Source organism: Mesorhizobium loti R88b (genome assembly GCF_013170845.1).
In the GTDB taxonomy this organism is placed as follows: domain Bacteria; phylum Pseudomonadota; class Alphaproteobacteria; order Rhizobiales; family Rhizobiaceae; genus Mesorhizobium; species Mesorhizobium loti_B.
Genome location: NZ_CP033367.1, coordinates 5,126,856 through 5,151,416 on the forward strand (window position 1 = coordinate 5,126,856; position 24,561 = coordinate 5,151,416).

Here is a 24,561-nt window from a genome sequence, read left to right on the forward strand (position 1 = left end):
AATCAGATTGTGAGGATGCTGCCATGGAATACCGCGAAATCAGTGAGGACTATTCGGTCTCTGGCCAGATCCAGGCCGAAGATGTCGCCGCCATCAAGGAAGCCGGCTTCAAGAGCGTCATCTGCAACCGGCCTGACGATGAGCAGCCTGGCCAGCCTTCGGCCAAAAGCATCGGATCGGCGGTAGAGGCCGCGGGCCTCGCCTTCCGCTACATCCCGGTCATCAGTGGCCAGATCACAGCCGAGAATGTCGAGGATCAGGCCGAAGCACTGAACGAATTGGAAGGCCCGGTGTTCGCCTACTGCCGTTCCGGCGCCCGCTGCACCAATCTGTATGGGCTGATCCAGCAGTCGAAGGGCTAAATCGGCAGCGCGCCGGTTTCCTTCAGCGTCTCCAGCACGATCGCCGTCTTCACATGCTGCACGGATTCGTGCGGCAGGAGCACGCCGTTGACGAATTCCGACAGTGATTTGAGATCGGGCGTCACCACTTTCAGGATATAATCCATCTCGCCGGTCAGCGCGTGCGCCTCCTGCACTTCCGGCAGCCGCGCCACCAGTTCGCCGAAGCGCCTGGCATTGTCGCGGTTATGGGTGGCAAGCGTTACCGAAATCACGTTGACCAGCGAGAAGCCGAGCTTGTCGCGGTCGAGCACGGCACGATAGCCCTTGATATAGCCATCCTCCTCGAGCCGCTGGCGGCGGCGCGAGCACTGTGAGGGCGACAGGTTCACCCGCTCCGAGAGATCGTTGTTGGTGAGCCGCGCGTCGCCCTGCAGAAGCGCCATAATCTTGCGGTCAAACTGATCAATGCGCGTTTCATCCATGATTTTATCTCTCAACGTGCACACTTCGCGCATGACATGATCATTTCAAGCGTTTGAATGCAAGCACCATGCGCCGGCTCCGCGCTATGATGGCGTGAGATGGTCTTTTCAGGCCAAGCCGTTTTCGGAGGAATATCATGGGTCCCTTCCCGCACGACGCCCCGCCCGCCACGATCAGCAAGGACAACCCCGCCGGTACCGATGGTTTCGAGTTCGTCGAATTCGCGCATCCGGAACCGCAGAAGCTCGCGGAACTGTTCACCCGCATGGGCTATGTGGCGGTGGCCAAGCATCGCACCAAAGACATAACCGTCTGGCGCCAGGGCGACATCAACTATGTCGTCAATGCCGAGCCGGGCTCGCACGCTAGGAAGTTCGCCGACAAGCATGGCCCTTGCGCCGCCTCGATGGCCTGGCGCGTGGTCGATGCCAAGCATGCATTCGACCATGCCATCTCGAAGGGCGCCACGCCTTATGAAGGTGACGACAAGGCGCTCGACGTGCCGGCGATCGTCGGTATCGGCGGCTCGCTGCTCTATTTCATCGATACCTACGGCGCGAAGGGTTCGGCTTACGATGCCGAGTTCGAGTGGCTGGGCGCGCGCGATCCGCGGCCGCTGGGCGTCGGCTTCTATTTCCTCGACCACCTGACCCACAATGTCTATCGCGGCCAGATGGACAAATGGTGGGATTTCTACCGCAATCTGTTCGGCTTCAAACAGATCCATTTCTTCGACATTGACGGCAAGATCACCGGCCTGGTCAGCCGCGCCATCACCTCGCCCTGCGGCAAGATCCGCATCCCGCTCAACGAATCCAAGGACGAGACCAGCCAGATCGCCGAATATCTGAAGAAGTACAATGGCGAAGGCATCCAGCACATTGCGGTCGGCACCGACGAGATCTATGCCGCGACCGACAAGCTCGCCGACAACGGGCTGAAGTTCATGCCCGGGCCGCCGGAAACCTACTACGACATGTCCTATGACCGTGTGAACGGCCATGACGAGCCTATCGAGCGGATGAAGAAGCACGGCATTCTCATCGACGGCGAAGGCGTGGTCGACGGCGGCATGACCAAGATCCTGCTGCAGATCTTTTCCAAAACCGTGATCGGGCCGATCTTCTTCGAGTTCATACAGCGCAAGGGTGACGAAGGCTTTGGTGAAGGCAATTTCCGCGCGCTGTTCGAATCGATCGAGCAGGACCAGATCAAGCGCGGCGTGATCAAGGTGCAGGCGGCGGAGTAAGGTTCAGGTCGGGCGGATTTGCATGTGGCTCTCTTATGGGCCATGCGCAAAAATCAGATCTTGAGCCCCAGCCGCTCGACCTCTTTCTCCCTCAGCTTCACATCGTAATCGAGCAGAAACTCGTCCAGCTGTGGCGGCGCGACCGAGGTTCCGGACAGCATCGCGTGCACCTGACCGCGGTGGTGGATGTCGTGTAGGAAGACATGGGCAAGGATGTCGCCAATGCGCTCGGAGATCATGCCGTCCTCGCGGCGGTCGGTGACGACGCGCCGATCGAGATCGGCTTCCGACAGCCCATCGCAGAAGGCGATCAAGCGCCTGTCGGCCGCGACCTGCGCGGCAGACAGTGCACGGCGCTCTTCGAATGGCACGAAATCGTCATGGGCGGCGGCACCAACGCCGCCCTCTTCGAGAAAATCGAGATAGAGATGATCGACCGCCAGCATGTGGTTGAGCGTCGCCTTGATCGACGGGAAAAAGCTGGTGCGCTCAGCCTCGAACTCACCAGGCTTGAGCGCCAGTACCGCACGATAGAGCCGGTCGTTCGACCAGAGATTGTTGCCCGCCATGCGGCGCAGATGATCCAGCAGGTTCATGAGATCATCCCCCTGCCCGCACCATATGCAGGCCTGCCCCCATGATCGCGAATCCGGCGAGAGCGACCAGCAGCAACCAGTTCATGCGCCTGCGCATGGCTTGCGTCTCTTCGTCTCGAGCGACCTTCATGTTGGTGATGGTGTGAAACATCATCGCCTTGCGCCGGAAGCCGCTGCGGTTGGTGAGATCAGGCGAGCGCGCCTCGATGCGGTAGCTCAACCGGATCGCGAGGATGAAGACCGCCAGAATCCCAAGCGCCCAGACGCCGGCCAGAAGATAGAACGCCTCCCCCGTCATTCCATTGCCCCCTGTTTACCCCTGGTATTTCTCGACCTTCTGCTCGATGGCGCCGAAGATCGAATGTCCGGTCTTGTCCTTCATCTCGATGCGCACCGTGTCGCCGAAGCGCAGGAACGGCGTCTTGGGCTCGCCCGCCTCGATGGTCTCGATCATACGCAGTTCGGCAATGCAGGAATAGCCGGCGCCGCCGGCCGAGACGGGCTTGCCCGGGCCGCCGTCGAGCTTGTTGGAGACCGTGCCCGAGCCGATGATGGTGCCCGATACCAGCGGCCTTGTCCTGGCTGCGTGCACGATCAGCGCCGGAAAATCGAAGGTCATATCGACGCCGGCATCGGCGCGGCCAAAGGGTTTGCCGTTGAGATCGGCAAGCAGCGGCAGGCTGACCTTGCCGCCATCCCAGGCATCGCCCAGTTCATCCGGCGTCACCGCGACGGGCGAAAAGGCCGAGGAAGGCTTCGACTGGAAGAAACCAAACCCCTTGGCCAATTCCGGCCCGGTGAGCGTGCGCAGGGTGACGTCATTGACCAGCATCACCAGCCGGATCGCGGCGCGTGCTTCATCGAGGCTGGCGCCCATCGGCACGTCGTCGACGATGACAGCGACCTCCGCCTCCATGTCGATGCCAAAAGCTTCGTCAGCCATGCGGATCGGGTCGCGTGGCGCAATGAAGGAGTCCGAACCGCCCTGGTAGATCAGCGGGTCGGTCCAGAAGCTCGCCGGCATCTCGACGCCACGCGCTTTGCGGACCAATTCGACATGGTTCACATAGGCCGACCCGTCAGCCCATTGATAGGCGCGCGGCAGCGGAGAATGCGCGTCGTGCTCGTGAAAGCGGACCGAGGGCACCGCATTGTTCTCCAGCGATTCCGCGATTGTGCCGAGATGCGGCGAGATCCTGCGCCAATCGTCGAGTGCGGCCTGCAACGTGCGCGCCAGGAACGAGGCATCGGTGTACTGCGTCAGGTCGCGCGAGACGACGACGAGCTTTCCGTCGCGCGTCCCGTCCTTCAATGTGGCAAGCTTCATTCGGTTCCCTCTCCTGATGCGGCTTTGGAGCCGCTTAATTCCACAACAAGGCCGTCGCGGGCGATCGTCAAGTCGCCGGCCCATGTTTTCCTGACAGCAGCGAGCCAGTCTGCCTCGCCGATCTCGGCATCGTCGGCCGGAATGAGGTGATTGAGCACCAGCCTTTTCACGCCGGCACCGCTCGCGATGCGCCCGGCTTCCTCGGCAAAGCTGTGGCTGGCCAGCAGATGCTCTCTGAGCCGCGCGCCGTTGCCGGTCTTGGCCACGAGCCGCTCAATGCCTTGCTCCAGCATGGCTTCATGGACAAGAAGGTCAGCGCCTTCAGCGAAATCGGCGAGTGGTGGAAAGAAGGCCGTGTCGGCGGAAAAGACCACGCTTTTCCCGCCATGCTCGAAGCGCAGGGCAAAGCAGTCGGTGACCGGCGGATGGTCGACACGCAGTGCCGTCACTTTCAGGCCGCGCTGCTCGAGCACCTCACCTTCGCCGAATTCGCTGATCGAAACCAGATCGCGAATATCGGGCCGGCCCTCATCGACGATGCGGATTTCGATGTCGAATTCCATCGCCTGGCAAAAGCGCCGCCAGTAGTGGCCGGTGCCAGGCGGGCCGAACACGTTGACCGGCGTCGCCAGCCCCGCCGTCCAGGCGGTGTGGATCAGCGGTCCGAGTTCCAGCACATGGTCGGAATGCAGATGCGTGATGAAGATCAGGTCGAGCGCCTTCAGGCTGATGCCGGCATCGACCAGACCGCGCGTCACGCCAAGCCCGCAATCGACAACGATGGTTCGACCGCCGAGCTCCAGCAGCGACGAACTCGGCCACGGTCCGCCTGGCCGCAGCGCCGGACCACCCTTGGAGCCCAGAAGCACAAGGCGATCACTCATTGAACTGATCTCAAGACCAATCGCCCTCAGGCGTGCCATTGAAGCGCTTCTTAAGATCGGACCAGCAGTCGATGTAATTGTCCTGCCGGGTTTCGAGTTCAGCGCCGTAGCGGGTCAGCATCTGCGGGTAACGGGTCTCGAACATGAAGGCCATGGTGTTGTCGAGCTTGACCGGTTTCAGCTCCACGCGCGAGGCCTTTTCGAAGCCAGGGGCGTCCGGCCCATGGGCCAGCATCAGATTGTGCAGGCTGATGCCGCCGGGGACAAAACCTTCCTCCTTGGCATCGTACTGGCCGTGGATCAGCCCCATGAACTCGCTCATGATGTTGCGGTGATACCAGGGCGGCCGGAACGTATCTTCGGCCACCAGCCAGCGCGGCGGGAAGATGACGAAGTCGATGTTGGCGGTGCCCTCCTCGCCGCTCGGCGCGGTCAGCACGGTGAAGATCGACGGGTCGGGATGGTCGAACAAAAGCGCGCCAACCGGCGAAAAGGTCGCCAGATCATATTTGTAGGGTGCATAGTTGCCATGCCAGGCGACAACGTCGAGCGGCGAATGGCCAATCTCGGTGACGTGGAAATTGCCGCACCATTTCACCGTCAGCCGGCACGGCGTTTCCTTCTCCTCGAACCAGGCGCAAGGCGTCTTGAAGTCGCGCGGATTCGCCAGGCAATTGGCGCCGATCGGGCCGCGGTCGGGTAAGGTCAGCTTAGCGCCGTAGTTCTCACAGACATAGCCGCGCACTTCGGCATCGACGAGTTCGACCTTGAAGACCAGGCCGCGCGGCAAAACGGCGATCTCGCCGGGCCTGAGCTCGATGACGCCCATCTCGGTGACGAAACGCAAGGCGCCTACCTGTGGGACGACCAGCAGTTCACCATCGGCGTTGAAGAAATGATCGTCCACCATAGATGTGTTGGCGACATAGACATGGGCCGCCATGCCGGTCTGCCCGAGCACATCACCGGCGGTGGTTATGCTGCGCATGCCGGCGATGAAATCGGTCGGCGCCTTCGGCATCGGCACCGGATTCCAGCGATACTGGCCAAGCGCCAGTTCGTGGTCGCCGACATTGGGGGCGGTCTTCCACAAGGGATAGGTCGCCGCCTTGAAGCGGCCGGTGTGTTTTACGCTCGGCCGGATGCGGTAGAGCCAGGAGCGCTCATTGGTGCCGCGTGGAGCGGTGAAGGGAGAGCCGGAAAGCTGCTCGGCATAGAGGCCGTAGGCCGGCCGCTGCGGCGAGTTGCGGCCCTGCGGCAGCGATCCGGGCAGCGTCTCGGTTTCAAAGTCGTTGCCGAAGCCCGGCATGTAGGAAAAAGCCATCGGTTCCTCCCGGATTGACCAAACTTGTTTCATTTGTAACCATTGAAAATGTAACTATCAATGCCACCATGGCGCGTGGGGAAATTGAACCATGGAACCGGAGATCCTGGAACTCGAAAGCTTCCTGCCCTACCGGCTCTATCGCCTGGCCGATGCCGTCAGCCGCGAGTTCTCCAGGATTTACAAGGACAGCCATGGCCTGACCCGGCCCGAATGGCGCACGCTTTCAGGCCTCGGCCAGCGCGGCACGATGACGGCGACGGAGCTCGGCGAGCAATCGGCCATGCACAAGACCAAGGTGTCGCGTGCGGTGGCCGAGCTCGAAAGGCGGCGCTGGCTGACACGGACACCCGACGAGAGCGATCGGCGTGTGGAGCACCTTGCGCTGACCAAGGCCGGCCTTGCCGCCTATCGAGAGATGGTGCCACTGGCGAAAGCGTTTGAGCTGGAGCTGTTAGCGAAGCTGAGTGACGGCGAACGCACGGCGGTTGTTCGAGGGTTGGCCGCATTGGAGAACAAAGCTCGGTGGCCCTGAGCCACCCTAATTCGACTTCTCAGGCAAGGTATCATCCGTCACCACGGATTTCGCCAAAGAGTATACCCTGGACATCCCCTGTTTCCTGGAGTGACTATAAGGTCTTTCTAAATCAGCTCCAGCCTACTGCTATCCTTCCCTCACCAGTCCATCACCACCTTGCCCGAACTGCCGCTGCGCATCGCATCAAACCCGGCCTGATAATCGTCGATGCCAATCCGATGCGTGATCAGCCCGCTGACATCGAGCGGGCCCTGTACGAGCGCGATCATCTTGTACCAGGTCTCGAACATTTCGCGCCCGTAGATGCCCTTGAGATGCAGCATCTTGAAGATGACCTTGTTCCAGTCGATCTCGAAGCCGGTCGGCGCGATGCCCAGAATGGCGATCTTACCGCCATTGTTCATGGTGTCGATCATGTCGCGGAAGGCGGGGGCGGCGCCCGACATTTCGAGGCCGACGTCAAAACCCTCGGTCATGCCGAGCACCGGCATGACATCGCGCAGCTTTTCCTTCGAGGCATCGACGACATGCTGGACGCCGAGCTTTTTGGCCAGCGCCAGCCGCACCGGGTTGATGTCGGTGATGACCACTTTTCGCGCGCCGACGCATTGCGCCACCAGCGCGCCCATGATGCCGATCGGCCCGGCGCCGGTGACCAGCACGTCCTCGCCGACCAGGTCGAAGGACAGTGCCGTGTGAACCGCATTGCCCAGGGGGTCGAAGATCGCGGCGATCTCGTCCGGCACATCGTCGGGGATCGGCACGACATTGTGCTGCGGGATCGCCAGGTACTCGCCGAATGCGCCGGGCCGGTTGACGCCGACGCCGAGTGTGTTGCGGCACAGGTGCCCTCGCCCGGCGCGGCAGTTGCGACAATGGCCGCAGACGATGTGGCCTTCGCCCGAGACGCGCTGGCCGACCTTGTATTCGGTGACCGCCGCGCCGAAATCGGCGACGGTCCCGACAAACTCATGGCCGGTGACCATCGGCACCGGCACGGTCTTTTGTGCCCACTGGTCCCAATTGTAGATGTGCACGTCGGTGCCACAGATCGCCGTCTTCTTGATCTTGATAAGCACGTCGTTGGGGCCGATCTCCGGCACCGGCACCTCTTCCATCCAGATGCCCGGCTCGGCCTTGGCCTTCACCAGCGCCTTCATCATGTTCGACATTCTTTTGTCCCTTGAATCTCTTGATCCGGAATCGCTTTTGAGCGCCGGCCGTTCAGGAAATCACGCCCAGCTCTCTGCCGACCGCAGCGAAAGCCTCTACCGCACGGTCGATATCGGCAATGGAATGCGCCGCCGACATCTGGGTGCGAATGCGCGCCTGGCCCTTCGGCACCACCGGGAACGAGAAACCGATGACATAGATGCCGCGCTTCAGCATGCGTGCCGCCATCTCCTGCGCCAGGCTGGCATCGCCCAGCATCACCGGGATGATCGGATGATCGGCTCCGGCCAATGTGAATCCGAGCTTGCCCATCTCAGACCTGAACCGAGCCGCATTGGCATATAAGCGCTCGCGCAAGGCGTCGCCATTGCGGATCAGCTCGAACACCTTGATAGAGGCGCCGGCGATTGCCGGCATCAACGTGTTGGAAAACAGATAGGGCCGCGAGCGCTGGCGCAGCCAGTCGACCACCTGGCTTTTGCCCGATGTGTAGCCGCCGGAAGCGCCGCCGAGCGCCTTGCCCAGCGTGCCGGTGATGATGTCGACCCTGCCCTCGACGCCGCAATGCTCGGCCGAGCCGCGACCGTTCTTGCCGACGAAGCCAACCGCATGGCTGTCATCGACCATGACCATGGCGTCGTATCTCTCGGCAAGGTCGCAGACGCCTTTCAGGTTGGCGATGATGCCGTCCATAGAGAACACACCATCGGTGGCGATCAGCCGGAAGCGGCAATCCTCGGCTTCCTTCAGCCGTGCTTCGAGATCGGCCATGTCGTTGTTGGCGTAGCGGAAGCGTTTGGCCTTAGACAGCCTGACGCCATCGATGATCGAGGCGTGGTTCAGCGCATCCGAGATGATCGCGTCTTCCTCGCCAAGCAGCGTCTCGAACAGGCCGCCATTGGCGTCGAAACACGAGCCGTAGAGGATGGTGTCTTCCAGGTCGAGGAAGGATGAAATCGTCGCCTCGAGTTGCTTGTGTTCCTCCTGCGTGCCGCAGATGAAGCGCACTGACGCCATGCCGTAACCATAACGGTCGAGCGCCTGCTTGGCGGCATTGCGCAAATCGGCGCTGTCGGCGAGGCCGAGATAGTTGTTGGCGCAAAAATTCAGCACTTTCTCGCCGCCAACCTCGATCTGCGCCGACTGCATCGAGGAGATCACCCGCTCGGACTTGTAGAGGCCGGCCGTTTTGAGCCCGGCAAGCTCGCTGTCGATGTGGGAGAGGAATGCTGCGGTCATGATCAGGTCCCGTTTGACGTGGGCAGACTGTCGTCCCGCTTGCGCAAAAAATCCATCGCAAAAGCGACCGGATCGGGTGGCGGGGCAGCATCAGACGAGACGCCAAGGGCAGCGCCCAGGCGACTACCCGGAAATACGCGGGCAACGAAAGTTCAAATGCGGGCCGGCCGCGAAAGGACCCGATAACCATTTCGCGATCTTTCCACGCCTTCCCCTTGCCGGCCGGCTATCGGTTTCCGGTCCTGTTAACGTTTGCAGTTCAATGATGCTCATACAGGAATCCGTTGGCGAGAGGCCGCCCCCGAACATGTCGCAGCAGCCGGTGCAAACCGTTTCAGGCAAGCTCATACTGCTGATCAAGGCCGGCTACTGGCTGGCATTGCTGATCATTGCCGCCATGGTCGCGGCCTCCTTCGTCCTGCTGCAGCAGACGATGGCCACCCAGCAGCACAACCACACCTTGCTCGACATCGTCGGAACACAGAAGACGTTGTCGCAACGCATCGTCTTCCTAGCCAGTGAAACGAGTGCCGCCTCGCGCGACAAGCAGCCGGCGCTGGCCAGCGCGCTGAAGCAGGCCACTGCGGAGTTCGAGACCAACTACGATCTGCTGCTCAAGCAGACCGGCGCGGATCCGGCATCTCCGGCCAAGCTCGATCCGAAGTCGATCGAGAGCGTGCTTTTCGCCAAGCCCTTCCATCTCGACTATTTCTCGGTCGGGCTGATTGCCAATGGCGACCGTCTGATCTCAGCTCTCGAATCGCGGCTCAATCTCGACAATGAGGGTTACAAAGGTGGCGCCGAACGCGTCAACCTTGATGCCTCGGTCGCCAATGCCACCTTGTCGGGCTATGCCGCGCTCGGCCAGCGCATCTCCGCCGAAGCCGATGAGCGCTCCGAAAAGCTGCTCTCCCTCCATCGCACGCTGTTCTACGCCACGCTCGGCGTCATCCTGCTGGTGGCGCTGTTCATCTTCAGGCCGATGTCCAACGCGATCCTGCGCAAGACGCGTGAACTGGTCGATGCGCGCAATTCGATGGCCTTCATCGCTGTTCATGACGGACTGACCGGCCTGCACAACCGCACCTTCCTAACCGACCATTTCGAGACGTTGATCAAGGGCGCGCACCGGCGGCGCGAGCGGCTGGCTGTCGTCCAGCTCGACCTCGACCGCTTCAAGCAGATCAATGATACGCTGGGCCACGCCGCCGGCGACTACGTCCTGGTGGTGACGGCACAGCGCATGCGCGATTCCTGCCGGGCTTCGGATCTGTGCGCGCGGCTCGGTGGCGACGAATTCGTGATGATCCTCAACGGCGCCGGCAGCACCGAAGACATCAATATGCTGGCACGGCGCATCCTGGCACACATCAACGAGCCGATCGTCTTCCAGGGCACCACGATTCTGCCGGGCGCCAGCGGCGGCATCGCCGTCTATCCGATCGACGCCGACAACGCGCAGGACCTGCTCGTCCATGCCGATCTGGCGCTTTACTCCGCCAAGAAGATGGGGGGCGGCAACTTCTCGTTCTTCTCCGAGGAGCTGCGCCGTGAACTCGACTATCGCAAGCAGCTCGAGCACGACATCAAGGTCGCCATCGCCGAGCGGGCTTTTCAGGCCTATTTCCAGCCGCAGGTTTCGCTGACCACCGGCGCCATCAGCGGCATCGAGGCGCTGGTGCGCTGGAACCATGCCGAACGTGGCATGATTGCTCCTGGTGAATTCATTCCGGTCGCCGAGAAGTGCGGCTTCATGCCGGAGATCGGCCGCATCGTGATCGGCAAGGCGATCAACCAGGCCGCCGAATGGAACCGCGCCGGGATTGCGTTCGGGCGGCTTGCCGTCAATGTCTCGGGCACCGAGCTGCGCGAGCACGATTTCGATGCGTTTCTGTTCGAGACGCTGGAAAAGGCCGGACTGCCGCCGCAGAAACTTTCGCTGGAAATCGTCGAATCCGTCATTCTGGACGACGAGAAGACGGGTATAGCGGCAAAGCTGCGTCATATCAGGGCGGCCGGCGTGCATTTGGAACTGGATGATTTCGGCACCGGCTATGCATCGCTTAGCCACGTCAATCCCAACGAGATCGACCGGCTCAAGATCGACCGCCGCTTCGTCCAGAACATCCACGAGAATGGCGACAACTCCAAGATCGTGCGCGCCATCACCGAGCTTGCCCGCGGCCTCGGCATCTCGATCGTCGCCGAGGGTGCCGAAACCGAGGCCGAGCTCGACTCCCTGATGGCGATCGGCTGCGACCAGGTGCAAGGCTATTCCATCGCCTTCCCGATGCCGCACGACAAGGCGTTGGAGTGGCTGACCGCCCGCATGCCGAAGAAGGCCAGGCTGACGGTCCTGCAGGGCAGCCTGGCCTAGGTGGGATCCGGCCCGTCTTGACAAGCAGTTGCTGAAATGGCGGCCTGTCGCGATCGCAATCGGTTATATCGGTCTATGATAGTCTTTCGGCTTGTCCTGGCGGCGATGCTGATGTCGGCGCTGCCGGCCCATGGGGCGGATCGCACCATCTATCTGACCTTCGACGATGGCCCATTGAACGGCACCAGCAACATCCTTGACGTGCTGGAGGCGGAGCAGGTTCCGGCAACATTGTTCATGGTCGGCATGCATGCCATGGCCAATGCGTCCAGCAAGGCGCTGGTGCGGCGCGCCAAGGCGATACCGCTGGTGACGATCGGCAACCACAGCTACAGCCACGCCTACAATCACTACCGGCACTTCTACAGCGATACGGAAGGCGTGGTCGCCGACATGCTCAAGGCCAATGCCGTACTGGGCCTTAAGCCCGCGGTACATGCGCGCCTGCCCGGGCGTGATGTGTTTCGGCTGCCTTCGATGTCAAAGAACGACAACTCGCTCGGGCCCGCGCAAGCCGGCCGCGAGGATCCCGACTACGAGTTCGTCGCGGCTTCGGGCTTCTATCTCTACGGCTGGGACCACGAATGGGTGCACAAGGACAGCGGTGAGCCGGTACAGAGTGTCGACCATCTGGTCAGTGAGATCGACCATTTGTTCGGCTATGGCCACTTCGCCAGACCGGGCAAGCTGATCCTGCTCATGCATGACGAGATGTTCCAAGACAGTTTCGACGGCAAGACGAAGCTCACCGATCTGATCACCGCGCTGAAGCTGCGCCATTATGCATTTGGCGCGATCCCGGCCTATGAAGACTGAGCCGGTAAAGACGGCAAATTTTTCAACGGATTAAGCATCGGCACCCCAAGCGGGGCGAAATGGCGCTCGTTATCCGTCAGTATAGTCAAGCCATGAATCTCGGCGGTTGCAGCGATCGCTATGTCTTCAAATCCAGGCCTGTGCGCCCTGGCCCTGTCCAGGATCAGCCCCGCTGCATGCGCGGCGCGCAAGTCGAAGGGAAGCACTCTTTCTCCATAGAGGTGCTGGACCGTTTGCCACCACCCGCGCAGCAAGATCGCCTTTGTGGTCGCCCCCTCTCGTTCGGCTTTCGCTATTCCGGAGGCAATTTCGGATGCCGTGACAACCGAAAGGAACAGATGGTCGCTCGCTTTGTCGAGCCATGTCGCCAAGGCCCGCCGATCTGCTTTCTTGGACGGAGCCATTGCCGAGATGATATTGGTGTCAAGCAGAAACATCGACCGCGCTACAATTCGACTTTGCGGATCGGCTTGCGGGAACGAGGCGGAATATCGCCAAGTTCACCAGGAAAAGCCGCCAACAATTGTCCAAAACTTGGTACGCGCGAGAGCCTTTCGTAGTCTTCGAAAGACAGAATGACAGCCTGCTTGCGCCCGTGGCGGGTGATGACAGCAGGTTTCCCGGCGACGGCTTGGTCAACCACCGCCGAAAGCGTTGCCTTGGCATCCTTCAACTGAATCTCGCGCATCGCTCGCTCCCATAATGACTAGAGTAGTCATATAGAGGAGTAACCTGGGTCAGACAAGGCTGTCGACGAGTGAGGTCATTCCACATTGTCCCGCAACGCCGCCAGCACCTGTGCGAACTCAGCCAGACGCTCGTCGGGCAACCCTGTGCGAAGCCGCTTGTCGAAGACAAGCGCGGCTTGCCGCAATGTCTCGAACAGCGCTTCTCCCGCTTCTGTCAATTCGACCAGATGGACCCTCCGGTTGACGGGATCGCGGCGGCGGGTCAGCAGGCCCTGCCCCTCCATCGCGTTAAGATGGTGCGTGAGCGTCGCACCCTGGATGCCGATCATGCTGGCAAGCTCGCGCTGATTGGCCAGCCCATTCGACTTGACAGACAGCAGCGTGAGCCAGACCGGCAAGGTCCCGCCTGCTTCAACCAAAGCGGCATCGAAAGCCTGGGCGACAAGCTTGGCGGTGCGGCCGAGATTCATGCCGACTGGCGGGCGTTCAAAAGGCGTCATTGCCGGACACTAGACGGTGTTCTCCAGGGATGGAACAGGCTCGCGTTTATACATTGACATCTAACAGTTAGATATCTAACTATTAGATGCATAGCAGTCGAGAGGAGAGCCGATATGCAATATGTCTACGTCGTTGTAATGGGGCTTCATGTCATGGCCGGCGTTTTCTGGGCCGGTACCACGATCACGTTGGCGCGCGACCCGGATATCCGCGCCGAGCGGCTGTTTCGGCCGCAGATGGGCGCAGCCACTGGCGTCTTCCTTACCGGCGCACTGCTCTGGTATTTTTTCCACGGCGCCTATTTCGGCTCGACGGAAATGGTGCTGGCGCTGGGTATTCTGACCGCGCTCGCCGCCGCCGGCGTTCAGGGCGCGGTGGTTGGTTCCGCCAGCCGTCAATTGGTCGGTTCCGATCCAGCGGTGCAACCCATGCTGCGCGCCAGAATGACGATGGGCGAGCGAATTGCCGCGGGTTTACTGGTCATCACCGTGCTGTGCATGGCGGTGGCACGGTTCTTTTGAGGAACGCCGCATAGCGGCAATCACCAAATACACGAACCGTACGTCCCTTGGCCCCCGGCCATGACGTGCGGGCGCGCGGCAGGGCCGACATGCACGGGCTCTCGCATGCAGGTTTTGCCGCGCGCCACCAGTTCTCGCCAACGGAAGCAGCGAACGGTCAGGTCAGCTTTTTGCGCGCCTGGTTCTCGAGTGCCTCCACGAAGACCGCCGGTTCCCATCCCGCATCCAGCGCGCGGTGGAAAAGCGCCTGCTGTGTTTCCGGCGCCAGGCCGCCGAGCGGCGGGTCGCGATCGAGATTGGTCGGGAAGGAATAGCCTTCCGCCGACGAGGCAATGGCATTGTCCGCCGCCTGCCTGGTCAGGCCGCCATCGCCCAGCATGCGCTGAACAACGGGGTAGAGGGCCGCGCTCATGCGGGTCCGATCCAAGCTCTCCATGGCGCGGCCATAGGCCGATGACACCTGCAGCAGATTCGCCATGCGCTGAATGTCCGCCGACCGGTTGGTGCCGGCGGCATGAAACAGCGCCGGATTGAAGAACGCCGCATCCCCTTTCCTGAGGGGCAGCTGAACATGATGCTCGGTGAAATAGGCCTGAAATTCGGGACGGTTCATTGCCAGGTATCCAGGCAGATAGGTCTGCGAATAGGGCAGGTAAAGCGTCGGGCCGCTTTCCACCGGCATATCGCAATGGGCGACGGCGCCCTGCAGCGTCAGCACCGGCGAGATCCGATGGACATGCACCGGATAGCGTTCGATCACAGACGCGGTCTGGAAGCCCAGATGATAATCGCGGTGCGCCGACTGCGACGCGCCACCCGGCCTGACATTGTTCACCTGCGATGTGAGCTGATAGGCGGGACCGAGCCACGCTTCCGATATCAGCGCGATAATGTCGTTGCCGTAATAGGAAGCAAAGGTTGCGGGGTCACGCAGGCAAAGCTTTTCCAACGCATTCCACACCCGGTCGTTGGCGCCGGGCTTGGCAAAATGGTCGCCGCCGCCGGCTCCAGCCGCACGCTCCTCGGCGATGATGGCATTGAAGGCTTGCGTGGCGGCATCGACCGGGGCCACATCCTCGAAGGCACCGCGGAGCACAACCACACCCGGACCGTCGGTCATCGCCTCGACCCACTCGGCGAGAAGCGCCTTGCGCCGGGCCGGCTCACCAACGGCCGCGCGCACCGCCGCACCGTCGTAGATCAGCACGTTTTTCTGTACCTCGGACGCGAACGGATAGTCCGCCAGCTTCGTCGTCAGCTGCGTCGACGCGGCAAAGTCGTCGATGCTGCACATGTCGGCGGTAAGCCAGACGCGATCGGATCTGAGCTTGGCAAAATTGTCGGCCTTCACGGCACACTCCCTATGGTCTTGTTTCGGCTTGATGGCGGAAGTATAGCTCTGGCTGAGAGGTGGCATATGGCTGAAACACCTCAAAAACACCTCAAGACTGATCGAGACGACCGATGTCGCATCCATTCCTGGTGAAGGACATCGCCCAGCAGGCCGGCGTCAGCATCGCCACGGTCGACCGTGTCCTGCATGGGCGCAGCGGCGTGCGGCAGCATACGGTCCGCCGTATCGAGCAGGCAATCCGCGAACTGGAAACGCAACGCTCCCAGATTGGCTTGTCCGGCCGCAAATTCATTCTCGATCTCGTCATGGAGGCTCCAGGGCGCTTTACCGAAGCGGTGCGCGCGGCGCTGGAAGCCGAGATGCCGGGCCTCCACCCAGCCGTGTTCCGGGCGCGCAATCACCTTGCCGAAATGCGCACGGTGGCGAACACCGTCTCCCTGCTCGATGCGATTGGCCGTCGTGGCAGCAACGGTGTTTTCCTCAAGGCGCCTGACGTTCCGGAGATAGCAGCCGCGGTTGACCGGGTCGTTCAGTCGGGCATACCTGTTGTGACGCTGGTCACCGATCTGCCGAACAGCCAAAGGCTCGCCTATGTCGGCGTCGATAACCGCGCAGCCGGCGAGACGGCTGCCTATCTGATCGGCGCATGGCTTGGTGGACGCCGTGCCGATGTCCTGGTCACCTTGAGCAGCAGCCGCTTCCGTGGCGAGGAGGAGCGCGAAATCGGCTTTCGTCGCGCCTTGCGTGAAAACTTTCCCGACCTTGGGATCGTCGACATCAGTGAAGGCCACGGCATCGATCGCGCGACGGGCGAGTTGGTTCGCACCGCGTTGAAAAGTCATCCCGACATTGCGGCCGTGTATTCCATCGGCGGCGGCAACGCCTCCATCGTGCAGGCATTTGCCGAACTCAAACGGCCCTGCCTTGTATTCATCGGCCACGATCTCGACGCCGACAATCTCGACTTGCTGCGAAGCCGACGAATCTCGGCAGTGCTGCATCACGATCTCAGGCAAGACATGCGCGCAGCCTGCATCCACATCATGCGGGCGCAGGGCGCGCTGCCGAAATCGGTCGCGCCGGGCGCATCCAACATCCAGATCATCACGCCGTTCAACATGCCGGCGTGACCGGGCCGTAGATCAGATCCGCAGGCCGAACCTGATGCCATCATAGATGGCGGCATGGATGTTGCGCGAGGCGACCGCATCGCCGATGCGCAGCAGCAGGAAGCCGGCTTGCGGGTTGCGCGACGGAAAGATGTCGCCACCGCCGACCAGACGGTCGTAGTCGATCGCGCCGCCATTCTTCGAAAGCGGCTTCAGGCTGAGGTAAAGCTCGTCGAGCGGTGCCGTGCCGTGCTCGACCACCACCTGATCGACCCTGCGCTCGCCGCGCCAGCCATCGGCAAAATCCGAAGCGAGCTCGGCAATCAGCTGATTGCCCTCGCGCCGCACCGAGCGCAGGCGCGTGTTGATGGTGATGGTGACGCCCTTTTCCTGGAAGGCGCGCATATAGGGCACGTGGTTCATGCCGCCCATTTCGGGCGCAAAGAAACGCTCCGGCGAGACCAGTTCCAGCCTTGCGCCGCTGTTGGCGATCAACTCGGCCGCGCCCATGCCCTGATGGCCGCCATTGTCGTCAAAAAGCAGAACGTTCTCGGCCGGTTTGACGCTACCGGCCATGATGTCCCAGCTCGAGGTGACGAGGTTGTCGCCCGCCGCCAGAGGCGGGTTCTGCGGCAGGCCGCCGGTGGCGACCACCACCACATCGGGCGCCAGCGCCAGAACATCATCCTGCTCTGCCCAGGTATCATAGCGGATCTCGACGCCGAGCCGGTCGAGTTCGGCCAGCCGCCAGTCGATGATGCCGATCAATTCCTTGCGGCGCGGATTCTGCGTCGCCAGACGCACCTGGCCGCCGGCCTGCGATGACGCCTCCAGGATCGTGACGTGATGGCCGCGCTCTGCTGCGACACGCGCCGCCTCCAATCCGCCTGCCCCTGCGCCGACAACGACGACTTTCCGTTTGGGCGCTTCGGTCCTGACGATAATGTGCGGAATCTCGGCCTCGCGGCCGGTCGCCGCATTGTGGACGCACAGCGCCTCGCCGCCTTCATAGATGCGGTCGAGGCAATAGGTGGCGCCGACGCAAGGGCGGATCTCGTGTTCGCGGCCTTCCATCACCTTCCTGATGATGTGCGGATCGGCGATGTGGGCGCGGGTCATGCCGACCATGTCGAGTTTTCCCATCGCGATCGCATGGCGCGCGGTGGCAACGTCGGAAATCCGCGCCGCATGGAAGGTCGGGAATTTCGTTGCCGCCCTCACCTCACCGGCGAAATCGAGATGCGGCGAAGAGCGCATGCCGGTCACCGGGATGACCTTAGTCAGGGCCGCGTCGCTTTCGATCGAACCGCGGATGATGTTGAGGAAATCGACCTTGCCAGAGTTGGCCAGCCGCCGGGCAATCTCGACGCCCTCCTCCTTCGACAGGCCTTTCTCGAAATCCTCGTCGGCAACCATGCGAATGCCGACGACGAATTTCTCGCCGACCGCCGCACGCACCGCGTCCAGCACCATGTTGGTGAAGCGCAGGCGGTTGTCGAGCGAGCCGCCATACTCGTCGTCGCGATGGTTGGTGGCCGGCGACCAGAAGCCGTCCATCAGATGGCCGTAGGATTCGAATTCGATACCGTCGAGGCCGGCGGCCTGGCAGCGCTGGGCCGCCGACGCATAGTCGGCGACGATACGCTCCATGTCCCAGTCCTCGATGGTTTTTGGGAAAGCGCGGTGCGCCGGCTCGCGCACCGGCGAGGCCGAAAGCACGGGCAGCCAGTCAGCCTTGTTCCAGCCGGTGCGGCGGCCGAGGTGGGTGATCTGGATCATCACCTTGCAGTCATGCTCGTGGCAGGCGTCAGCGAGTTCCGCGAGCCACGGCACGATCCTGTCGTCATAGACATGCAGATTGCCGAAGGCGGCCGGGCTGTCGCGCGAGACGATGGCCGAGCCGGCGGTCATCGTCAGCGCCATGCCGCCTTTGGCCTTTTCGGCATGGTAGAGCCGGTAGCGCTGTTTCGGCATGCCCTCCTCCGAATAGGCCGGCTCGTGGCTGGTCGACATCACCCGGTTCTTCAGCGTCAGATGCTTCAGCTGATAGGGTTGGAGAAGCGGGTCGTTGCTGGTCATCATCTTCCTGCTTTTTCAAATTGTGCTAATGAGCGGCAAATTCGAAGGAAGTCCCACTCATGATCGATACCAAAACCCTCACCCAGCTCGGCGCGCACGTCGAGACGCCACAGAGCCCCGAACAGGCGGTCCTGGAGACCGTGCCGTTCACGCGCGGCGACGGACCGCCGGCAATCGTGCGCTTCACCTGTCCGGAATTCACCTCGCTCTGCCCGGTCACCGGACAGCCGGATTTCGCCCATATCGTCATCGACTACGCACCCGACGCGGCTCTGGTGGAATCGAAATCGCTGAAGCTGTTCATGACCTCGTTCCGCAACCATGGCGCCTTCCATGAAGACTGTACCGTGATGATCGGTCGTCGCATCGTGGCAGCAACCAAGCCGCTGTGGTTGCGCATAGGCGGCTATTGGTATCCGCGCGGCGGCATTCCGATCGACGTCTTCTGGCAGACCGGCGCTCCACCCGAAGGCGCCTGGCTGCCGGACACCGGCGTTGCGCCCTATCGCGGACGCGGCTAGCTCGACGCTCATTCGCACTGATACTGGCTGAGCGCCCATTCGCCGGTCACCGACAGCAGGTCCGTGATCTTCCAGTCGCCGCCGACCTTCTTGAGCTTCCATTCGAGGCGGTGCGGATTGCCGGCGACAACGAAGGCGACGACCACCTTGGCCTGGTCGCCATTGATCGCTTCGATCGTCTTCAGGCTCTTGTCGATCTCGTCCTTGTCATAGTCGGCATTGTCGAGCGCCATGTTGGGATCGAGGCACTCGCCCTGTCCGGATTTGCGCAGCGCGTCGCTCTTGTCGAGCACGGTTTTTGCCGGATCGATGAAATGGCCGCGTTGCGACGGATCGACCTCAAGGTTGACCTGATTGTAGAACGGCCGCACCACCGCTGTCGGCGACCCCGGCTGGATGGGTGCGGCAGGTGCGCTGTCCGCCGGCGGCGCCGGTGTTGGGGGATTTGCCGGTGCCCCACTGTCGCCCGGCGCCGTGCCGGCCGGGTTGTTTGCCGGCGGCGCGCCAAATAACCCTTGCGCAGTGGCGCCGCTCAAGCCCGCCGCCACCAGGCACAGGGTCGACAGTGCGAGGAACCGGCGACGGGCCATCGCATCAATCCTGGCCGGCCACGCATTCCAGCGCGCTGAGCTTCCAGTTGCTGGTCTTCGAGGCGATGTCCGATATCTTCCACTTGCCGTCGATCTTCTTGAGCGACCAGACCATTTCCCGTTTGGCGTCATCGCCTTCCGGGAAAAGGCTGAAGGACGCTGCGACCTCGGCATTGTCACCATCCAGTTTCTCGGACAGTTTCAACGTTTTCGAGATGGTCTTCTGGTCGAAATCCTGCGCATCCAGACCAGGGTCGAAGTCGATACAGGAGACCTGGTCGGGGTTCTTCTTGGTCGCCTGATCGTTGAGATCGAACAGTTTCGTCACCGGCTCGGTGAAGCGATCCCGGTATTGTGCTTCGGCCTCGAATTTGACCTCCGGAACATAGAAGAACTTCACGGCGTCGGACGCCGGACCGGCCAAGGCGACCGCCGGCAAGGCTGTCGCAAAGGCGGCAAGGAGCACTGTCAGTCGCATGCAGAATCTCCGGCTTTTGATGGCTTGAGGCAATCAACACCACGCGTCCTGCATATCGGCTTTTTTGCGGCTCATGAAGTCCCTGCGCCGCCTCCTTTCAGCCGTCCAGCCAGACATTCTGGAGGTCCATCTCGAAGGTCTGATGGACGCCGTAATTCTTCACCTTCTTGTTGGTGTGGCTGTAGAGCTTCTGCCAGTAGGGTTGGATGATGACGCCCGAATCCTGCAGGATCTGCTCGACGTCCTTCATCACTTCCTTGCGCTTGGCTACGTCGATCAGCGAAAGCGCCTGTTTGAGCTTGGCGTCGAAGTCAGGGTTGGAATAGGCCGATTCATTCCAGGCCTCGCCGGTGCGATAGCCGAGCGCCAGCACCTGGACGCCGAGCGGGCGCATGTACCAGATGGTCATCGAATAGGGATATTTCGTCCAGTCGTTCCAGAAGGTCGAGCCCGGCAGCACGGTGCGCTTCACCTTGATGCCGGCATCCCGTAGCTGGCCGGCAATCGCGTCGCCGGTGTTCTTCTGCCAGTCGTCCTCGATGGTGATCAGCTCATGCTCGAAGTCGGCTTGGCCGGCTTCCGCCATCAGCTTCTTGGCGCCCGCGGCGTCGCGGGTCTTCTTGGGCAGCGGATAATATTCCGGGTGGATCGGGCTGACATGGTGGTTCTCGCCGACCGTACCGCGCCCGTTATAGCCGAGTTGCAAAACGGCATTGTTGTCGACGGCCATCTGCAGCGCATTGCGCACCCGCTGGTCGTCATAAGGCTTGTGAGTGACATTGGTGCGGGCAACCAGTGTCGTTGCCGTCGCGACCTCCGATTTCTCCAGGCCCATCTTGTCGAGGATGTCGATGAAGTCGGCCGGGCTCTCGAAATTGAGGTCGATCTCGCCGGATTCGAAAGCGTTTACCGTGGCGTTGAAGTCGGTGCCGTAGTCGATGAACTCGATGCTGTCGAGCGGCGCCTCGCCGCCCCACCATTTGCCGTTTGCGCGGCGCTTCACCACCGCCTTCTGGCCGACATCGTAGGAGACCAGTTCGAACGCTCCCGTGCCGATCGGCTTCTTGATCGGGTCGGCGCCGTCGGCATCGAAATTGCGGTGCACGACAAGCGCCGGGTAATCGGTGAAGTTCGGTATCAGCGAAATGTCGGGCTCGCTGAGCTTCAGCTTGACTGTGGAGTCGTCGACCTTGGTGATCGCGCCGTCCCTGGCCTTGCCGGTTTTGGCATCGATCAGCGCGCCGACGCGTGCGGCCATCGAATTGCCGGCGACGCCTTTCTCGCACCAGCGCGTCAGATTGTAGGCGACGTCATCGGCGTTGAAGGCGTCGCCATTGTTCCACGCAATGCCCTTGCGCACATGCAGAACATATTCGGTGGCGTCGTCGTTGATGTCCCAGCTTTCAAGCAGCACCGGCTCGAAGGTGAACTGTCTGGTATAGCGGACCAGCGGCTCCAGCCAGCTGCGCGAAATGTTGGCAAGCTCAACCCAGTCATAGGTGCGCGGATCCTTCTGCGCCTTGACCGACATCGAGACATGTAGAGTGCCGCCCTTCTTGGGCTCTTCGGCCAAGGCCTGTTGCGGCGCGGCAAGGCCGATCATGCCGTAGGCCAAAGCCGTCGATGCACCAAAGGCGCTTGCCAGCGCCAGGAACTCGCGTCGGTCCATGCGGCCCGCACGTGCCTCTTGCGCCATCGCCTCGATAGCGCCCGGGACACGATCGCCATTGCTTCTGAAAAGTGTCATTTTCTTTCCTCCCTTATGGTTCCCGTCGGGTCTTCGCCCTTTGCATCAACTGACAGTGTCCGGCAGTTTCTCCTCGCGCCGTGCGATAAAATCCTTCAAGCCTTCGGCGATGCCCTCATCGAGCTTCGGCTCCTCGTAATCGGCGAGCATGTTGCGCGCTTTCTCACGACCGCGGGTATCGTGGTCCTTCGCGCCCTCGGCCTTCCACTGTTCGAACGAATTGAAGTCCATGATCGAGGGCATGAAGAAAGCCGACTCGAAATGTTCGAGCGTGTGCTGGGTGCCAAGGAAATGGCCTTGCGGCCCGACCTCGCGGATCGCCGCCATCGCTTCCTTGAAATCGTCGAACGGCAGGCCGCCGGCGTATTTGTACCAGCCGACAAGCTGCTCGCAGTCGGTCGCGAATTTCGAATAGCCGCAGGTCAGGCCGGCTTCCAGCCAGCCGGCGGAATGCCAGATGTAGTTGGCGCCGGACAGGATGGCGGCATGCATCAGCATGTTTGATTCGTAGCCCGCCTGGGCATCGTTCAGCTTGGAGCCGACATGGAAGCCGGATGTACGCCATGGCAGCCGGTATTTTCGCGCCAACGCCCCCATCAGATACATCATCTGGGCGGCCTCCGGCGTACCGCCCATCGGCGCGCCGGTCTTCATGTCCACCGTGACCATGAACTGACCGTAGACCTGAGGTGAGCCTGGTCGGATGAGCTGGGTCAGCGCCACGCCGGCAAGCGCCTCGGCGTTGACCTGCGCCACCGCGCCTACGGCAGAAGCCGAGGTCGAAGCGCCGCACAACGCGAAAGGCGCCAGGATCAGCGGCTGATTGTGGCTCGCGTAGACCCGCATGGCGTCGATCATGGTGGCATCCCAGACCAGCGGCGAATTGCAGTTGGTGATCGCCACCAGCACAGGGTTTTCGCGTACGAACTCCTCGCCGAAGACGATACCGGCCATCGCCATCGTATCCTCCGCGCGCTCCTTCGACGTCACTATGCCCATGAACGGCTTGTCGGAATGCTTCAGCGCGGAATGGATGATGTGCAAATGCCGTTTCGGCACCGCTATCTCCATCGGCTCGCAGATGACCGAGCTCGAGGAGTGCAGCGCCGGCGCCATGTAGGCCATTTTGTGGAAATTGTTGAGGTCGGCGAGCGTGCCATAGCGCCTGTTGTTGTCGAGGTCGCGCACATAGGGCGCGCCATACATTGGCACGAAGATCGAGTTGTTGCCGCCGACGCGAACCGTACGCTCGAGGTTGCGTGCATGGAGCGTGAACTCCGACGGAACCTTCGAGACGAGCTCCATCAGCAGCGCGCGGTCGATGCGGACACGCGTCTCCCTGACATCGGCGCCGGCCGCCTTCCAGAGCTCGATCGCGCCGTCGTCGCGGAATTCGCAGCCTACCTCCTCGAGGATCTTGAGCGATTCCTCGTGGATCAGCTCCACCGCCTCGTCCGGAACCATCTGGTAGACTGGAATCTTGCGGACCAGGGTCGGGAACGAGATTATTGGAGCCGCTCGCAGAGCCTTGCGCCCGATGCGGCCGCCGCTTCGGCGATGCGTGGTCTCCGTCAATTCAGCGGCGGGTGCGTTCATGAGACCTCCTGGCGTCCGTTCCAGCCAAGTTAGCGACATGAAATATGGCTGTGACGCTGGAAAATCCTGATCTCTTGTATAAACTCAGCTTATGCGAAGCCTGCGCCATCTTCTGCCCTCCGCCGGCAGCCTGATCGTCTTCGAGGCGGCCGGCCGGCTGTCGAGCTTCACCGCCGCCGGGCGCGAGCTCGGCATGACGCAGGCCGCCGTCTCCTACGCGGTGCGCGGTCTAGAAGAGCAGCTCGGCGCTAAGCTGTTCCAGCGCCGTCACCGGCAGGTCAGCCTGACGGAAGCCGGCGAACGCTTCCACGCCGACGTCTCGCTGGGCTTGTCTCATATCCGCAAGTCGGCCGAGGACCTGCGCCTGCAGGCGACCGGCGGCCACGTGACGCTTGCCGCATCGACCGCTTTCGGCTCGTTCTGGATGATGCCGCGCCTACAGCAGTTCCGCGACGAATTGCCAGGCATCGATCTGCGCATCCAGACCGCCGACCGCGACCTCGACATCATCGCCGAAGGCATCCCGCTCGCGGTGCGCGGCGGCGAGCCCCGGGAATGGCCGGACTATCATTCGCTGCCGCTTGCCGACGAGGAGATCTTCCCCGTTGTTGGCGCCAGCTATCTCGCAAAATTTGGCATGCCGAAAAGCGTCGAGGACCTGGCCACGCACCGTCTCATCCATCTCGAGGAGCCGTATCGCGAGGCCGCCAGTTGGGATGAATGGTTCCAGTCGGCCGGCGGCAGTCTCGACGACACCGCGCGCGGCCTGCGCATCAATGATTATGGCCTGGTGATCCAGGGGGTGATGGAGGGGCAAGGCATTGCCCTTGGCTGGCGACACCTTGCCGAGCGGCTGCTGGCGACGGGACTGCTGGTGCCCGTGACCAACCATGTGCTCAAGACCGGCAAGGCCTTCTATGTCGTCTGGCCGAAAAACCGCGAATTGAGCGAAAATGCCCGCAAGGTCAGGGATTGGCTGGCGGCGCAGGCTTAGCTTCGCCAGCGCAATCCGGCGCATGACCGGAT

General features: G+C 61.9%; 26 protein-coding genes. 9 read left to right on the plus strand and 17 right to left on the minus strand.

Annotation, left to right across the window (positions count from 1 at the left end):
* Positions 1-23: 23 nt before the first annotated feature.
* Positions 24-362, plus strand: coding sequence for a TIGR01244 family sulfur transferase (locus tag EB235_RS25120; protein ID WP_027034702.1), 339 nt, complete (start codon positions 24-26; stop codon positions 360-362).
* Here the strand turns inward: EB235_RS25120 and EB235_RS25125 are convergent.
* Positions 359-826, minus strand: coding sequence for an Lrp/AsnC family transcriptional regulator (locus EB235_RS25125; RefSeq protein WP_027034701.1), 468 nt, complete (start codon positions 824-826; stop codon positions 359-361). The two genes, EB235_RS25120 and EB235_RS25125, sit on opposite strands and share 4 nt — an antisense overlap.
* A 137-nt stretch (positions 827-963) precedes the next feature.
* Between EB235_RS25125 and hppD the strand changes: the two genes are divergently transcribed.
* A complete protein-coding gene (gene hppD / locus EB235_RS25130) occupies positions 964-2,076 on the plus strand; it encodes a 4-hydroxyphenylpyruvate dioxygenase (protein WP_027034700.1) in 1,113 nt (370 codons plus the stop codon).
* A gap of 53 nt (positions 2,077-2,129) precedes the next feature.
* Here hppD and EB235_RS25135 read toward each other — a convergent pair whose 3' ends face one another.
* Genes EB235_RS25135 through hmgA form a run of 5 tightly spaced genes read right to left on the minus strand, consistent with a single transcriptional unit; the run spans position 2,130 to position 6,207 of the window.
* Positions 2,130-2,672, minus strand: a complete 543-nt coding sequence (locus tag EB235_RS25135; protein WP_027034699.1) for a DinB family protein — start codon at positions 2,670-2,672, stop codon at positions 2,130-2,132.
* A 4-nt stretch (positions 2,673-2,676) separates the two neighbouring features.
* Positions 2,677-2,970 carry a hypothetical protein gene (locus EB235_RS25140; protein ID WP_027034698.1) on the minus strand — a complete coding sequence of 98 codons (294 nt, stop codon included), beginning with the start codon at positions 2,968-2,970 and terminating at the stop codon, positions 2,677-2,679.
* Between the two features lie 15 nt (positions 2,971-2,985).
* Positions 2,986-3,999 carry a fumarylacetoacetate hydrolase family protein gene (locus tag EB235_RS25145; protein WP_027034697.1) on the minus strand — a complete coding sequence of 338 codons (1,014 nt, stop codon included), beginning with the start codon at positions 3,997-3,999 and terminating at the stop codon, positions 2,986-2,988.
* Positions 3,996-4,883, minus strand: a complete 888-nt coding sequence (locus EB235_RS25150) for an MBL fold metallo-hydrolase (protein ID WP_027034696.1) — start codon at positions 4,881-4,883, stop codon at positions 3,996-3,998. The genes EB235_RS25145 and EB235_RS25150 overlap by 4 nt, the downstream gene beginning before the upstream one ends.
* A 10-nt stretch (positions 4,884-4,893) precedes the next feature.
* Positions 4,894-6,207 carry a homogentisate 1,2-dioxygenase gene (gene hmgA / locus EB235_RS25155; RefSeq protein ID WP_027034695.1) on the minus strand — a complete coding sequence of 438 codons (1,314 nt, stop codon included), beginning with the start codon at positions 6,205-6,207 and terminating at the stop codon, positions 4,894-4,896.
* Positions 6,208-6,298: 91 nt separating this feature from the next.
* Between hmgA and EB235_RS25160 the strand changes: the two genes are divergently transcribed.
* Positions 6,299-6,742, plus strand: coding sequence for a MarR family winged helix-turn-helix transcriptional regulator (locus tag EB235_RS25160; RefSeq protein WP_027034694.1), 444 nt, complete (start codon positions 6,299-6,301; stop codon positions 6,740-6,742).
* A 140-nt stretch (positions 6,743-6,882) separates the two neighbouring features.
* Here the strand turns inward: EB235_RS25160 and tdh are convergent, their stop codons facing one another.
* A complete protein-coding gene (tdh, locus tag EB235_RS25165; protein WP_027034693.1) occupies positions 6,883-7,917 on the minus strand; it encodes an L-threonine 3-dehydrogenase in 1,035 nt (344 codons plus the stop codon).
* Positions 7,918-7,969: 52 nt separating this feature from the next.
* On the minus strand, positions 7,970-9,157 hold the full coding sequence (locus EB235_RS25170; RefSeq protein WP_027034692.1) for a glycine C-acetyltransferase: 1,188 nt from the start codon (positions 9,155-9,157) through the stop codon (positions 7,970-7,972).
* Between the two features lie 307 nt (positions 9,158-9,464).
* Here EB235_RS25170 and EB235_RS25175 point away from each other — a divergent pair, with 307 nt between their 5' ends.
* Positions 9,465-11,534 carry a putative bifunctional diguanylate cyclase/phosphodiesterase gene (locus tag EB235_RS25175; protein WP_027034691.1) on the plus strand — a complete coding sequence of 690 codons (2,070 nt, stop codon included), beginning with the start codon at positions 9,465-9,467 and terminating at the stop codon, positions 11,532-11,534.
* Positions 11,535-11,645: 111 nt separating this feature from the next.
* A complete protein-coding gene (locus tag EB235_RS25180; protein WP_245268946.1) occupies positions 11,646-12,350 on the plus strand; it encodes a polysaccharide deacetylase family protein in 705 nt (234 codons plus the stop codon).
* Here the strand turns inward: EB235_RS25180 and EB235_RS25185 are convergent.
* The 3 genes from EB235_RS25185 to EB235_RS25195 all read right to left on the minus strand — a co-directional run bounded on the left by EB235_RS25185 (position 12,338) and on the right by EB235_RS25195 (position 13,509).
* The gene (locus tag EB235_RS25185) at positions 12,338-12,787 is read right to left on the minus strand and encodes a type II toxin-antitoxin system VapC family toxin (RefSeq protein WP_027034689.1); all 450 of its coding nucleotides are present in this window, start codon (positions 12,785-12,787) and stop codon (positions 12,338-12,340) included. The two genes, EB235_RS25180 and EB235_RS25185, sit on opposite strands and share 13 nt — an antisense overlap.
* A gap of 8 nt (positions 12,788-12,795) precedes the next feature.
* Positions 12,796-13,038: a type II toxin-antitoxin system Phd/YefM family antitoxin gene (locus EB235_RS25190; RefSeq protein ID WP_027034688.1), complete on the minus strand. Its 243-nt coding sequence runs from the start codon at positions 13,036-13,038 to the stop codon at positions 12,796-12,798.
* Positions 13,039-13,113: 75 nt separating this feature from the next.
* The gene (locus EB235_RS25195; RefSeq protein ID WP_246741399.1) at positions 13,114-13,509 is read right to left on the minus strand and encodes a MarR family winged helix-turn-helix transcriptional regulator; all 396 of its coding nucleotides are present in this window, start codon (positions 13,507-13,509) and stop codon (positions 13,114-13,116) included.
* 144 nt (positions 13,510-13,653) lie between these two features.
* Here EB235_RS25195 and EB235_RS25200 point away from each other — a divergent pair, with 144 nt between their 5' ends.
* Positions 13,654-14,061 (plus strand): hypothetical protein, encoded by a 408-nt coding sequence (locus EB235_RS25200; protein ID WP_027034686.1) that lies wholly within the window; start codon positions 13,654-13,656, stop codon positions 14,059-14,061.
* A 157-nt stretch (positions 14,062-14,218) separates the two neighbouring features.
* On the opposite strand, the gene EB235_RS25205 is transcribed toward EB235_RS25200, so the two are convergent.
* Positions 14,219-15,412 (minus strand): phytanoyl-CoA dioxygenase family protein, encoded by a 1,194-nt coding sequence (locus EB235_RS25205; RefSeq protein ID WP_027034685.1) that lies wholly within the window; start codon positions 15,410-15,412, stop codon positions 14,219-14,221.
* A gap of 113 nt (positions 15,413-15,525) precedes the next feature.
* Here EB235_RS25205 and EB235_RS25210 point away from each other — a divergent pair, with 113 nt between their 5' ends.
* The gene (locus EB235_RS25210; protein ID WP_027034684.1) at positions 15,526-16,545 is read left to right on the plus strand and encodes a LacI family DNA-binding transcriptional regulator; all 1,020 of its coding nucleotides are present in this window, start codon (positions 15,526-15,528) and stop codon (positions 16,543-16,545) included.
* A gap of 12 nt (positions 16,546-16,557) precedes the next feature.
* Here the strand turns inward: EB235_RS25210 and EB235_RS25215 are convergent, their stop codons facing one another.
* On the minus strand, positions 16,558-18,603 hold the full coding sequence (locus tag EB235_RS25215; RefSeq protein ID WP_027034683.1) for an FAD-dependent oxidoreductase: 2,046 nt from the start codon (positions 18,601-18,603) through the stop codon (positions 16,558-16,560).
* Positions 18,604-18,662: 59 nt separating this feature from the next.
* Between EB235_RS25215 and queF the strand changes: the two genes are divergently transcribed.
* Positions 18,663-19,124 (plus strand): preQ(1) synthase, encoded by a 462-nt coding sequence (gene queF, locus EB235_RS25220; RefSeq protein WP_027034682.1) that lies wholly within the window; start codon positions 18,663-18,665, stop codon positions 19,122-19,124.
* A gap of 8 nt (positions 19,125-19,132) precedes the next feature.
* On the opposite strand, the gene EB235_RS25225 is transcribed toward queF, so the two are convergent.
* From EB235_RS25225 to EB235_RS25240, 4 genes are all read right to left on the minus strand, one after another.
* Positions 19,133-19,714: a hypothetical protein gene (locus EB235_RS25225; protein ID WP_027034681.1), complete on the minus strand. Its 582-nt coding sequence runs from the start codon at positions 19,712-19,714 to the stop codon at positions 19,133-19,135.
* A 4-nt stretch (positions 19,715-19,718) separates the two neighbouring features.
* Positions 19,719-20,192, minus strand: coding sequence for a DUF3828 domain-containing protein (locus tag EB235_RS25230; protein ID WP_027034680.1), 474 nt, complete (start codon positions 20,190-20,192; stop codon positions 19,719-19,721).
* A 97-nt stretch (positions 20,193-20,289) separates the two neighbouring features.
* Complete coding sequence (locus EB235_RS25235; protein ID WP_027034679.1) at positions 20,290-21,939, minus strand: ABC transporter substrate-binding protein; 1,650 nt, start codon at positions 21,937-21,939, stop codon at positions 20,290-20,292.
* Between the two features lie 45 nt (positions 21,940-21,984).
* On the minus strand, positions 21,985-23,535 hold the full coding sequence (locus tag EB235_RS25240) for a trimethylamine methyltransferase family protein (RefSeq protein ID WP_027034678.1): 1,551 nt from the start codon (positions 23,533-23,535) through the stop codon (positions 21,985-21,987).
* A 91-nt stretch (positions 23,536-23,626) separates the two neighbouring features.
* Between EB235_RS25240 and EB235_RS25245 the strand changes: the two genes are divergently transcribed.
* The gene (locus EB235_RS25245) at positions 23,627-24,529 is read left to right on the plus strand and encodes a LysR substrate-binding domain-containing protein (protein WP_027034677.1); all 903 of its coding nucleotides are present in this window, start codon (positions 23,627-23,629) and stop codon (positions 24,527-24,529) included.
* The last annotated feature ends 32 nt before the right edge of the window (positions 24,530-24,561 follow it).